Source organism: Pyxidicoccus fallax, assembly GCF_012933655.1.
Classification (GTDB): domain Bacteria; phylum Myxococcota; class Myxococcia; order Myxococcales; family Myxococcaceae; genus Myxococcus; species Myxococcus fallax.
Window position 1 is genome coordinate 1 of sequence record NZ_JABBJJ010000370.1, and the last position, 11775, is coordinate 11775.

Consider the following 11775-nt stretch of genomic DNA (forward strand, 5'->3'; position numbering starts at 1 on the left):
CCCCCGAGTCCAAGCCTTCCGCTTCCCAGGAGTGATTCCGTGCAACAGCAACGAATCATCTACGACGACACCACCGTCCGGCGCTTCATCATGGCGTCGGTCGTGTTCGGCATCGTGGGCATGGCGGTAGGGGCCCTGGTGGCCAGCCAGCTCGCGTGGTGGCAGGCCAACCTGGGCATCCCCTACACGACGTACTCGCGCCTGCGCCCGCTGCACACCAACGCCGTCATCTTCGCCTTCGTCGGCAACATGATGTTCGCCGGCGTCTACTACTCCACCCAGCGCCTGCTGAAGGCGCGGATGGCGTCGGACCTCCTCTCGAAAATCCACTTCTGGGGCTGGCAGCTCATCATCGTCGCGGCGGCGGTGACGCTCCCCCTGGGCATCACCACCTCCAAGGAGTACGCGGAACTGGAGTGGCCCATCGACCTGGCCATCACGGCCATCTGGGTGGTCTTCGCCATCAACTTCTTCTGGACGCTGAAGAAGCGCAACGAGAAGAACCTCTACGTCGCCATCTGGTTCTACATCGCCACCATCGTCACCGTGGCGGTGCTGCACATCGTCAACAGCCTCGCGCTGCCGCTGTCGGGGCTGAAGAGCTACTCGGTCTACTCGGGCGTGCAGGACGCGCTGGTGCAGTGGTGGTACGGCCACAACGCCGTCGCCTTCTTCCTCACCACGCCCATCCTGGGCATCATGTATTACTTCCTGCCCAAGGCGGCGGAGCGGCCCGTCTATTCGTACCGGCTGTCCATCATCCACTTCTGGGCCCTGGTCTTCATCTACATCTGGGCCGGTCCGCACCACCTGCTCTACACCGCGCTGCCTGACTGGGCGCAGTCGCTGGGCATGATTTTCAGCGTCATGCTCTGGGCCCCGTCGTGGGGCGGCATGCTCAACGGCCTGCTCACCCTCAAGGGCGCCTGGTACAAGCTGCGCGAGGACCCGGTCCTCAAGTTCCTCATCGCGGGCGTCACCTTCTACGGCATGGCCACCTTCGAGGGGCCGCTGCTGTCCATCAAGTCGGTGAGCGCGCTGGGCCACTACACGGACTGGATTGTCGGCCACGTGCACAGCGGCGCGCTGGGGTGGAACGGCTTCATGGCCGCCGGCATGTTCTACTGGCTGGTGCCCAGGCTGTACGGCACGAAGCTGCACTCCACCAAGGCGGCGGACGCGCACTTCTGGCTCGGGACGGTGGGCATCCTCCTCTACATGGTCTCCATGTGGATCAGCGGCGTCACCCAGGGCCTCATGTGGCGCGCCACCAACCCGGACGGCACGCTGCTCTACCCGAACTTCGTGGAGACGCTGCTCGCCATCCGGCCCATGTACATCGTTCGCTTCGCTGGCGGCTCCATGTACCTCGTGGGCTTCATCATGATGGCGTGGAACCTCTGGAAGACGGCCGCCGCCGGCAAGGCCGTGGACGGAGAGACCACGGTGGTGGTGGAGGACAAGGCCCCCGAGGCCGCTGTTGCTCCCGCGCGGGTGCCGGCCTGGGTGCAGGTCGTCACCGGCCGCCCGCTGCTGTTCGCCCTCGCCATCATCACCGCGACCCTCTTCCTCGGCTGGGCGAAGCCGGTGCGCGCGCTGGTGCTCATCGGCGCCATCATCGCCATGGGCGAGTTCGCCTGGATTGTCACCCGGCGCGAGCGCGAGGCGGGCAAGCCGTCCTGGTTCGGCCTCATCGAGGGCCGCCCGCTGGCCTTCACCGTGCTGACGCTGGTGGCCATCCTCATCGGCGGCGTGGCGGAGCTGCTGCCCACCATCATGATCAAACAGGCGGTGCCCGCGCATGGCGCGGCGCAGCAGCCGTACTCGCCGCTGGAGTTGCAGGGGCGCGACCTCTACGTCCGCGAGGGCTGCTACACGTGCCACTCGCAGATGATTCGGCCCTTCGTGGCGGAGACGCAGCGCTACGGCGACGTGTCTCGCGCGGAGGAGTTCATCTACGACCACCCGTTCCAGTGGGGCAGCAAGCGCACGGGGCCCGACCTGCACCGGCTGGGCGGCAAGTACCCGAACCTCTGGCACTACACGCACATGATGGACCCGCGCGCCACGAGCCCCGGCTCCAACATGCCGCCGTACCCGTGGCTGGCGGAGAACCGCATCAAGGTGAAGGAGGCGCCGAAGAAGCTGGCGCTGATGCAGAAGCTGGGCGTGCCGTACACCAACACGGACGTGGACTCCGCGGAGGACCGGCAGAAGGCGCAGGCGGAGGCCATCACCGCGGACCTCGCCACGCAGGGCGTGAAGGTGGCGTGGGACTCGGAGATGGTCGCCATCATCGCCTACCTGCAGCGCCTGGGCCGTGGACCGCAGGACGTGCCCGCGTCGCCGGGCGGCACGCCCACCGCCGCCGTCACCGGCAGCCATGGAGGGAGCCGCTGATGTACAAGCAATTCTACCAAGGCATGGCGCTGACGGAGCTGCCGCTCTTCGCGCTCGTCCTGTTCATCATGGTGTTCCTCGGTGTCTGCGCGTGGGTGTTCGGCGTGCGGCGCAGCCGGGACTTCGACACGCTCGCCCGGATGCCCCTGGCGGAGCGCGGGGAGGGCGGCCATGAGTGACAAGGCCGTGAGCGACAAGGCGCTGGTCCACTACGTCTACGACGGCATCGAGGAGCACGACAACCGGCTGCCCAACTGGTGGTTGGTCATCCTCTGGACGACCATCGTCTTCGCCGCGGGGTACTGGTACTGGTACCACGTCGCGGAGGTGTCTCCGGGGCAGCTCGGCGAATACAAGGCCGAGGCCGAGGAGGTCGCGAAGCGCACGCAGGGCAACAAGCCCGCGTCCGACGAGACGCTGCTGGCGCTGGCGCAGGACCCGACGGCGGTGGGCAACGGCAAGGCCGTGTTCCAGTCCAACTGCGCGTCGTGCCACGGCGCGCAGGGCCAGGGCCTCATCGGTCCGAACCTGACGGACGGACACTGGATGCACGGGGGCAAGCCGGTGGCCATCCACAAGGTGGTGGCCGAGGGCGTGCTGGCCAAGGGCATGCCCGCGTGGGAGCGCACGCTGGGCGCCGAGCGCGTCAAGGCCGTCACCGCGTACGTGCTGACGCTCAAGGGGACGAACGTGCCCGGCGGCAAGGAGCCGCAGGGCGAGCCCGAGCAGCCCTAGGGCCCGGGAGGAAGAGGCGGGCATATGAGCACGGCGTCACGGCAGGACAGCCCTCGCATCGACCAGCTCAGCTCCATCCGCGCGGATGGCTCTCGGCTGGCCATCCACCCCGCGGACGTGCACGGGCGGTTCATCACCCGCCGGCGCATCGTCTTCGCGGTGCTGATGGCCATCTACGTGGCGCTGCCGCTGGTGGACGTGGGCGGACACCCGGCGGTGCACCTGGACGTGGCGGCGCGCCGCTTCTACCTCTTCGGCGGCACGTACAACGCCCAGGACTTCTGGCGCGTCCTCTTCCTCGTCACCTCGGTGGGCTTCGGCCTGCTGTTCTCCACCGCCTGGCTGGGCCGCGTCTGGTGCGGCTGGGCGTGCCCCCAGACGGTGTTCCTGGAGGGCGTGTACCGGCCGATTGAGCGGTTCTTCGACGGGCCTCGTGAGCGGCGGCTGAAGCAGGCGGGCTCACCGTGGACCGTGGGCCGCGTGGCGCGCGCGGTGGCGAAGCATGGCGCGTACATGGGCGTGTCGCTGCTCATCTCGCACGCGGCGCTCAGCCTCTTCGTGTCCGCGGGCGGCCTCGTATCCATGGTGGCCGAGGGGCCGGCCGCGTCGCCCGTGGCCTTCGGCTGGGCCATGGCCGTCACCGGCGGGCTGTACTTCAACTTCGCGTGGTTCCGCGAGCAGCTCTGCGTGGTGGTGTGCCCCTATGGCCGGCTCCAGTCCGCCATGCAGGACCGGGACTCCATCATCGTCGGCTACGACGCGAAGCGGGGCGAGCCTCGCGGCCGGATGCTGAAGGTGAAGCCCGGCGAGGTGGCTCCGCCGCGCGGCGACTGCGTGGACTGCCGCCGGTGCGTGGCGGTGTGCCCCACCGGCATCGACATCCGCAACGGCCTGCAGATGGACTGCCTGGCGTGCGCGCAGTGCGTGGACGCGTGCGACGAGGTGATGGACAAGGTGGGCCGGCCACGCGGGCTCATCCGCTATGACTCGCTCAACGGGCTGGCGGGAGAGAAGCACCGCGTGCTGCGGCCCCGGCTGGTGCTGTACGGGGCGCTGATGGTGGCCGCCTTCACCGGGCTGGTGCTGAGCCTCGTGGGTCGCGTTCCCTTCGAGGCCAACCTGCTGCGCTTCCAGGGCACGCCGTACCTCATCGAGAACGGCACGGTGCGCAACCAGTTCGAGCTGCACCTGGTGAACAAGAACCCCGACGAGACGACCTTCACCATCCGCGTGGACAGCCCCGTCCCCGCGCAGGTGGTGGTGCCGCAGGCGGAGGTGAAGCTGTCCTCGCTGGAGAGCTTCCGCGTGCCGCTGTTCATCACCGTCCAGCAGGGCCGCGTGGCCATGCCCTTCGTCTTCCACGTGGAGGTGAAGGACTCGGCCTCCGGCGAGGTGAAGCGCATGGAGGCGCGCTTCCTGGGGCCCGCGTCGCAGGGCGGGTGATCGCGGACCGGTGTCCCGGGGGACACTCCGCCCCTCGTCTCCGGAAGGGCACGGGAATCGTCCTGGACGGCGGCCAGGATGCCGGGCGCCAGACGGGCTGTCCGCGGGTCATGCGAGCAGGGCGCGCAGAGGTGTCGCGCTCTGGGAGGCTCCGCGCAGAAGTTGCGCTCGGAAAAGGGCGGGGAGGGCCGCTTCCCACCTGCGCGGTGTTGGCACGGGGCTTGGAATGGGTAGGGGTGCGATGGAACTCCGAGCACATGTCCCCACGCCCTCCGAAGTGCTGCTGAGCCGGTACGACGTCGCCGGCCCCCGGTACACCAGCTACCCCACCGCGCCCGAGTGGAAGCAGGACTTCGGCGCCGACGCGCTCTCCGAGCGGCTGGGTGTCGCGGCCGCCCGGGACAGCACGGAGCCCCTGTCCCTCTACGTCCACCTGCCGTTCTGCCGCAGCCTCTGCTGGTACTGCGGCTGCAACGTGGTCATCAGCAAGGACCGCGGCGCGGCGGACCGGTACATCGACCACCTGGTGATGGAGATGGACCTGGTGGTGGAGCGGCTCGGCGCGCGGCGCCGCCTGTCGCAAATTCACTGGGGCGGCGGCACGCCCACCTTCCTCTCCGAGGCTCAAATCGAGCGGCTGTGGACCGAAATCACCCGCCGCTTCCGGACGCTGCCGGACGCGGAGGTGGCCATCGAGGTGCACCCCGCGCTGACGACGCCCGGGCAGCTCTCCCTGCTGCGGCAGCTGGGCTTCAACCGCGTGTCCATGGGCCTGCAGGACTTCGACCCGCTGGTGCAGCAGGTCACCAACCGCATCCAGACGCCGGAGCAGACGCACGGCCTGCTGAAGGTCGCCCGCGAGCTGGGCTTCACCGGCGTGAACTTCGACCTCATCTACGGCCTGCCGCACCAGAACGCGGAGCGCTGGGCGCGGACACTCGAGCAGGTGCTGGAGATGCGCCCGGACCGGCTGGCCGTCTACTCGTTCGCGTACATGCCGGACACGCTGAAGCACCAGAAGCGCATGCCGGCGGACGCCATCCCGAGTGGTCGCACCAAGCTGGACCTGTTCCGCTCCGCGTACGCGGCCTTCGTGGAGGCGGGCTACCGGCCCATCGGCATGGACCACTTCGCGGTGCCCGAGGACGAGCTGGCCCGCGCGCAGGAGGAGCGCCGGCTCGGCCGCAACTTCCAGGGCTACACGGTGAAGGCCGCGTCGGACGTGGTGGCCCTGGGCAGCACCGGCATCAGCGACGTGGGCGGGGCGTATGCCCAGAACGTGCGCGCGCTGCCCTACTACTACGAGCGCGTGTCCCAGGGGCGGCTCGCCACCGAGCGCGGCATCGCCCTCACCGACGATGACCGCCGCCGCCGCGCCGTCATCACCCAGCTGATGTGCAACTTCTGGACGGACCTGGGCGAGGACGGCGCGAGCCACTTCGCGCCGGAGCTGGAGCGCCTCAAGCCCTTCGAGGACGACGGGCTGGTGGTGCGCACCGGCACGCAGCTGGAGCTGACGGCGATGGGCCGCCTCTTCGTGCGCAACGTCGCCATGGTCTTCGACGCGTATCTCTCCCGGGCCGCCAGGTCCCGCTTCTCCCGGACGGTGTGATGACAGTCATGGATGCATTGGATGTACTGACCCACGAGCATCGGCAGATCCAGCACGTGCTGGACCTCGTGGCCCGGGCGGTGGAGCGCGGCAGGCAGGGAGAGTTCGTGTCCGCGTCGCTCCTCCTGCGCGCCGCGAACTTCTTCCTCACCTACGTGGACGGCAGCCACCACGCGAAGGAGATGGTGCTCTTCCAGACGATGCTGGTCCACCGGCTGCCGCTGGCCACGAGCCTGCTGTCCCAGGTCTCCGGAGAGCACGGCACCGGCACCGAGCAGGCCCTGGCGCTGCGCGCCGCCGCCGAGGCCGCGCTGCGCGAGGGCGCGGACCCGGAGCCGATGCTCGCCGCCGCGGAGGCCTACCTGCGCCTGCAGCAGAACCACACCACGGCGGAGGAGACGCAGGTGTTCCCCCTGGCGCGCCGGCTGCTGCCCGCCGCCGTGCTGGAGCGCATGCGCACGCGCTTCGCCCGCATCGAGGCGTCTCACGGCGCGCTCGCCGAGGCCGTGGAGGCCCTGGAGCGAGCCTTCGCGCCGATGCGCCCCGCCGCCGCCCGCGCGCTGGCCATGGGCGCCGTGCGCTCCTTCTGAGAAGCCGCGCCCACCCAGGGAGCAGGCGGGCGGCCCGTGCGAGCGCTCGCTCCCCCTGGAGTCACGGACCGGGGATGTCCACCTCTACCCGCGTGGACCCGCGGCCAGGGGCGCGAGCATGGGACGACCCGAAGGAACGGCAGGACGTGACACACCGAGGCGCCTCGTCCTGCTGGGCGTGCTGCTCGTCGCCACCGTCGCGGGCGCCGTGCCCCGGCCCGGAGAGTCGCTGCCGGACTTCTCCACGAAGGACTTGCTGGACCAGCCGCACAAGAGCCAGGAGCTGGTGGGCCGGACGACGCTGCTGGTCGTCATCACCGACAAGGACGGCGGCGACGAGATGAAGCGGTGGTTCGACACCGCCACCGCCCGCGTGCCAGACAGCGTGCACCGCGCCTCCATCCTCTCCTTCAAGCTGCCCTTCTTCGTGAGCGCCGGCACCGTGCGTGGCAAGGCCCGCGAGAAGGTGCCCCGCGCCTTCTGGCGCGACACCTGGCTCGACAAGAACGGCGACATGGCCAAGGCCCTGGGCCTGCCCTCCAGCCGCACCCCCTTCGCCTTCGTGCTCGACGCGAAGGGCCGCGTGGTGGCCGCCGTCCACGGCACCGTCGACTCGCCGGATGCACGGGCCGTGTGGGACTCCCTCACGCGGGGCTGAACCTACCCCCTGGAGTAGAAAGTTACGAGGATACGGCTATATTGCAGCCACATTGCTTCAGTGACGCTGAGTTCCTCGAGACATCTCCATGGCTGAAGAGCAGAAGGTCGTATTCGCACACACGGTGGAGGGGCTGTTCGTCCAGGCCCTGTCGGACAAGCTGACCCCGGCCGCGAAGGAGCGGCTCAAGGCGGCGGGGTTGGACCTGTCGCGGAGCTTCCAGCCCGCCTATCCGGAGGCGCAGTTCCACTCCTGGGTCCGCATCGCGGCGGAAGAGGTGTTCCCCGGCGTGCCAGGGGATGAGGCCCTGCGGAAGATGGGCGAGTCACTGGTGACGGGCTACGAGAAGACGCTGATGGGCAAGGCGGTGCTGGCCACCGTGCGGATGCTCGGGCCGAAGCGGATGCTGGAGCGCACGACGCACAACTTCCGCTCGGCGACGAACTACCTGGAGACGAAGCTGAACCATCTCGGTGGCAACGACTACGAGATGAGCATCAACGAGACGAGCGGCGTGCCCTGCTACTTCGGCGGCATCATGCTCCAGGCGTTGCGCATCGCGGGCGCCAAGGACGGCCGCGTGGAGATCATCCGCCAGGACGGCGGCGCCTGCACCTACCGCATCCAGTGGACCTGAGCGCCGTGGCGCCGCGCTTCATGGCGTGACGAGCGGCGGCACGTCCCGCACGAGGTGGTGGGGCTCGCAGGGCGTCGAACCACTGGCCGGCGAAGACCGCCGAGGTGGCGAGGTGCTCGCCGCGCGGCATGGCCACCCCGGGGCCGTGCCCACGTAGACGCGGAATCGGTCCGGGTGCCGACGCGCCAGCACGCTCATTGATGGCTCCCTGTTCCCGGGCACGGGCTTCGTGCCCGCGTGCCTGGGTGCGGGACAACCCGGACGCTATTGCCACTCGCCTGCCAGGGGCCGTACCCGGCGTGGCTGACGCGGCGCATCCTGCGGTTCGTTGGGGCTCCACGAGTCGACATGCGTGGGAGGGTTCGACCACGATACGCATCTGGGGGATGTGGCGCGTGCTCGCGCGACGGGTCGACATCGGCCGGCGTCGCCCCCGCGCCGGCTTCCGAGGTGGCATCACATGGGGGTTGGAGCGGGCGCGTGAGACTTGGGTCTCGCGCTTCCGTTCTTTCGGGCATGGGGCCCACGAGGGGCGGGTGGACCCCATCCGCCATGCGGCCATGCCGCTCGGGGCAGGGACCCGACCGCTCATCTGGAGTCGCACCCGGCTGACCGGGTTCTGTCCACGTCCCACGCTGACTGTCGCCAACCTTCATCGAAGCGGTGCCCGTTCCCCAGGAATGGACCGCGCAGCTCCGCCAGCAAGGTCTCACCATGTCCTCTGACGAATCGGTCGACTCCGGGCTTCCACGCCCGGCTGCCCTGCCTCCTGAACCTCACTCCCGCTCCGAGCGCTCTCGTGGGGCCGCGCGCCCGCTGGCGGGATTCTTCCCCGGCGTCATGCTCGTGGCGGCCCTGCTCGTGTCCGCCTGCGGCGGCGAGGACTCGAACACGCCCGCGGATGGGGGCGCTCGGGATTCGGGCACCGTCGTTGACTCGGGCGTTCCGGACGCGGGCTCGGAGGATGCCGGGACCGACGACGCGGGCGTGACGGACGCGGGGGCCGGTGACGGTGATGCCGGGGTGACGGACGCGGGGGCCAACGACGACGCGGGCGTGCCGGACGCGGGGCCGGGTGGCGATGACGCGGGCGTGCCGGATGCGGGCTCGGACGACGCAGGCGTGGCGGACGCAGGCTCCAGCGACGCAGGGACGCCGGATGCGGGCTCGGACGATGCGGGCGTGCCGGACGCGGGCGCCAGCGATGCGGGAACACCGGATGCGGGCGCGCCGGACGCAGGCGCCAGCGACGCAGGGACGCCGGATGCGGGGTCGGCGGACGCGGGCTCGGCAGATGCGGGCTCGCCGGACGCGGGGGCCAACGACGCGGGCACGCCGGACGGGGGCTCGGGTGACGCGGGCACGCCGGACGCGGGCTCGGGTGATGCGGGCGTGCCGGACGCGGGCTCGGGCGACGCCGGGACGCCAGATGCGGGTTCGGGCGATGCGGGCGTGCCGGACGCGGGCTCGGGCGACGCCGGGACGCCAGATGCGGGTTCGGGCGATGCGGGCGTGCCGGACGCGGGCTCGGGCGACGCCGGGACGCCGGATGCGGGCTCGGACGGCGGCACCATCGCCACGGTCGAGATGCTCATCAAGAGCGCGGTGGAGAACGAGGGCGCGGCCATCACCGTGTATGGCTGGGTGACGATGGTGGGCGTGTCGTCGCAGCAGGGCCCCGTGCCCGGGCTGGTCGCGGAAGCGGGGTACGGGCCTCTGGGATCCGACGCACGCAGTGCGAACTGGGTCTGGAGAACGGCTTCCTACATCGGCTCGGAGGACCAATACGCCGCGTATACCGGCTGGCTGACCCCGCTCGCAGGCAACTGGGACATCGCCATGCGCTTCACCCTCGGGGACACGGTGGTCTACGCGGACGTCAATCCCGCCACTCCGTACACGCCCCGGGAGCATGAGCGGGTCCAGTTGATGGCCCCTGGCACGGAGATTCCGTACTGCGGGGTCTGGCACCCCTATGAAGTCACCATCCCTGTAGGGGCGAGCGACCTCATCTACGCACAGGTCTACGTGCCGGGGCTCACCGACGAAAGCGAGAGCCCCCAGTACGCCATCGAGTCCATGGTGGGCTTCGGCCCGGAGGGCAGTGACCCGCGATCGAGCAGCGGGTGGATCTGGTTCAACAGCGGGGTGAACGACGAGTTCTGCTGCTTCTGGAGCAACAACGACGAGCACTACGGCCCGCTGTGGCCCACCGAGCCCGGCACGTACCGCTACGCCTATCGCTTCCGGCTCTGGGACGGCGAGACCGGCTGGACGTACTGCGACACGGACGGCTCCGGCACCCACACCGAGCTGGACTTCGACCCGTCGAAGCTCGGCACCCTCACGGTGCCCGCGCCCTGAACGTGCCTCCCTGAGGTGAAGCCCGCCGGAGACACCACGTCTCCGGCGGGCTTTTTCATGTGCTCCGCGCACGGCCATGCCTGCCCACCAGGCCGCCAACCGCGCGCTCGCGAGCGATGCTCCACGCGCCGACACGGGCGAGCAGGGCACGCGTCACCAGGGCGTTCGCGTGCGCCACGAACTCCGGCGGCGCAAGCTCGTCGTCAGCGGCGTGGAGGCCCTGACACCCCGCATGCGGCGGATCCACTTCACGTCGCCCGAGCTCGCGGACTTCCACAGCCCCGCGCCCGACGACCACATCAAGCTGTTCTTCCCGGAGCATGACGCGCGCACGGGCGAGCCGGCGATGCGTGACTTCACGCCGCGCGCCTACGACAACGCCGGGAGGACGCTGACCATCGACTTCGCCCTCCACGCCTCCGGGCCCGCGACGGAATGGGCGGCGGGGGCCCAGGCCGGCCAGACGCTGGAGATTGGCGGACCGCGAGGCTCGCACCTCGTGCCCGACGACTTCGACTGGTACCTCCTGGTGGGCGACGAGAGCGCGCTGCCCGCGATGGGCCGCCGCGTCGAGATGCTGCGCCCGGGCGTGCCCGTGACGACCGTGGTGGCCGTGGTGAACGAGGACGAGAAGCAGACCTTCGTGACGCGGGCCTCCTGGCGGCCGGAATGGGTCGTGCGCGGAGAGCCGAGCCCCCGGGATGGCGAGCTGCTGCTGCGCGCGCTGGCTGGCTTCTCACCCCCGGCGGGGGACGGCTTCGTCTGGATTGCTGGCGAGGCGGAGCTCGTCCGCGAGGTGCGCGCCTGGTTCATCGAGGAGCGCAAGCATCCGGGAGACTGGCTCAAGGCGGCGTCCTACTGGCACCGCGGCACGCACGAGGGTGGCGGCACCCCCGCGTGAAGCAGGGCCCGTGGCCCGCGCGTGAGCGGCGGGCGCTGAAAAGACCACGGGCGCCTCGGGGTGTGTCCCGAGGCGCCCGTGGTGCTCCAGTCACGCTCGCGTCGTCCGGCCCTTCAACGCTGCGCCAGAATCTCCTGGAGCCGCTTCTTGTCGCTGGAGAACGAGAAGGCACTGTACAGCTGGTAGCCATTCTCGGGGTCCAGGATGCGCGGCTTCAGCGCGCGCACCGCCGTCAGCTTATCCTGGGAGAAGGGGAAGTGGTTGAGCAGCTGCGCCACCTGGGAGATGAGGAAGTAGTTGTCGCCGGCCGCCATGCTGATGATGCGCATCTTGTCCTCGGCGAAGCTCTCCTTGGCGACGGAGTCATTCAGGCGCTTGAAGGGGCCCTCCGGCATGGGCCGCACCACCGGCGCGGGCGGCGGGGGCGGCGGCTGG

At 70.1% G+C, this 11775-nt stretch carries 11 protein-coding genes; 10 read left to right on the forward strand and 1 reads right to left on the reverse strand.

Going from position 1 to position 11775, the window contains the following annotated elements; translation table 11 throughout:
• Positions 1-39: 39 nt before the first annotated feature.
• From ccoN to HG543_RS45045, 10 genes are all read left to right on the forward strand, one after another.
• Positions 40-2400 carry a cytochrome-c oxidase, cbb3-type subunit I gene (gene ccoN / locus HG543_RS45000; protein WP_169351129.1) on the forward strand — a complete coding sequence of 787 codons (2361 nt, stop codon included), beginning with the start codon at positions 40-42 and terminating at the stop codon, positions 2398-2400.
• A complete protein-coding gene (locus HG543_RS45005; RefSeq protein ID WP_169351130.1) occupies positions 2400-2579 on the forward strand; it encodes a cbb3-type cytochrome oxidase subunit 3 in 180 nt (59 codons plus the stop codon). The genes ccoN and HG543_RS45005 overlap by 1 nt, the downstream gene beginning before the upstream one ends.
• Positions 2572-3135, forward strand: coding sequence for a c-type cytochrome (locus HG543_RS45010; RefSeq protein WP_169351131.1), 564 nt, complete (start codon positions 2572-2574; stop codon positions 3133-3135). The genes HG543_RS45005 and HG543_RS45010 overlap by 8 nt, the downstream gene beginning before the upstream one ends.
• Positions 3136-3159: 24 nt before the next feature.
• On the forward strand, positions 3160-4578 hold the full coding sequence (gene ccoG, locus HG543_RS45015; RefSeq protein ID WP_169351132.1) for a cytochrome c oxidase accessory protein CcoG: 1419 nt from the start codon (positions 3160-3162) through the stop codon (positions 4576-4578).
• 241 nt (positions 4579-4819) lie between these two features.
• On the forward strand, positions 4820-6190 hold the full coding sequence (gene hemN / locus HG543_RS45020; RefSeq protein ID WP_169351133.1) for an oxygen-independent coproporphyrinogen III oxidase: 1371 nt from the start codon (positions 4820-4822) through the stop codon (positions 6188-6190).
• An 8-nt stretch (positions 6191-6198) separates the two neighbouring features.
• Positions 6199-6780, forward strand: a complete 582-nt coding sequence (locus tag HG543_RS45025; protein WP_246357751.1) for a hemerythrin domain-containing protein — start codon at positions 6199-6201, stop codon at positions 6778-6780.
• Between the two features lie 118 nt (positions 6781-6898).
• A complete protein-coding gene (locus HG543_RS45030; protein ID WP_169351135.1) occupies positions 6899-7438 on the forward strand; it encodes a peroxiredoxin family protein in 540 nt (179 codons plus the stop codon).
• Positions 7439-7526: 88 nt separating this feature from the next.
• Positions 7527-8075 (forward strand): DUF2378 family protein, encoded by a 549-nt coding sequence (locus HG543_RS45035; RefSeq protein ID WP_169351136.1) that lies wholly within the window; start codon positions 7527-7529, stop codon positions 8073-8075.
• An 840-nt stretch (positions 8076-8915) separates the two neighbouring features.
• On the forward strand, positions 8916-10439 hold the full coding sequence (locus tag HG543_RS56640; protein ID WP_169351137.1) for a hypothetical protein: 1524 nt from the start codon (positions 8916-8918) through the stop codon (positions 10437-10439).
• A gap of 76 nt (positions 10440-10515) precedes the next feature.
• Positions 10516-11340 (forward strand): siderophore-interacting protein, encoded by an 825-nt coding sequence (locus HG543_RS45045; RefSeq protein ID WP_169351138.1) that lies wholly within the window; start codon positions 10516-10518, stop codon positions 11338-11340.
• A 113-nt stretch (positions 11341-11453) separates the two neighbouring features.
• Here HG543_RS45045 and HG543_RS45050 read toward each other — a convergent pair.
• A partial coding sequence (locus HG543_RS45050) for a proline and serine-rich protein 1 family protein (protein ID WP_169351139.1) occupies positions 11454-11775 on the reverse strand: 322 nt, incomplete at its 5' end.